The sequence below is a fragment of the Labrys miyagiensis genome (assembly GCF_030160835.1).
GTDB classification, from domain to species: domain Bacteria; phylum Pseudomonadota; class Alphaproteobacteria; order Rhizobiales; family Labraceae; genus Labrys; species Labrys miyagiensis.
In genome coordinates, this window is record NZ_BSPC01000114.1 from 1 (window position 1) to 761 (window position 761).

At 59.1% G+C, this 761-nt stretch carries 1 protein-coding gene; it reads left to right on the forward strand.

Translation table 11 applies throughout. The annotated features are described in order from the left end of the window. On the forward strand, positions 1–761 hold a 761-nt coding region (locus tag QQL24_RS36380), incomplete at both ends, for a transposase (RefSeq protein WP_284317213.1).

The window sequence follows — 761 nt, forward strand, 5'->3', positions numbered from 1 at the left end:
CCACCGGTGGCTATGAGCGGGCGCCTTTCCTGCTATTGTGGGACATGGGCCTGCCCTGTGCCCTGGCCAATGCTCGCTCGGTACGCCGCTTTGCCGAGGCCATGGGGGCTCTGGAGAAGACGGACAAGATCGACGCAGCCATGATCCGCCGCTACGGCGAGGTCAAGGATATGCAGCCTGACCAACCGCCAAGTCCCGAGCAGCAAAGCCTGAGTGCCCTTGTGCGTCGGCTTAGCCAGGTTACCGGCGATCTGATCGTGCAAAAGCAGCGCTGCAGCACGACCAAGGACGCGAGAGCTTTGATCAGCCTTCATGAACTGATTGCCTTGCTCAAGCGCCAGTCTCGCACGCTTGAAGGAGAGATCGCTTCAATGATCGATGACGACCCTCTGTGGGCCCATCTGACCAAGACTTTCCGGTCGATGAAAGGCGTCGCAGGCCGTACCATTGCGCGTCTGATGGCAGATTTGCCGGAGATCGGGACCTATTCCAACCGAGCTATTGCCAAGCTGGTTGGCTTGGCCCCGATAGCCGACGATAGCGGCAAGCGCCAGGGCAAACGCTCCATTCAAGGCGGTAGAGCCCCGGTGCGAAGCATCCTGTTCCTGGTGGCCGATATCGCCAGGCGATATGATGATGGCCTGAAGGCCTTCCACCAGAGGTTGAAGGATGCCAAGAAACCCAAAATGGTCATCCGCATCGCTCTGGCTCGTAAACTTCTCGTCAAGCTCAACGCAAAAGCACGCGATGCGCGCATCACT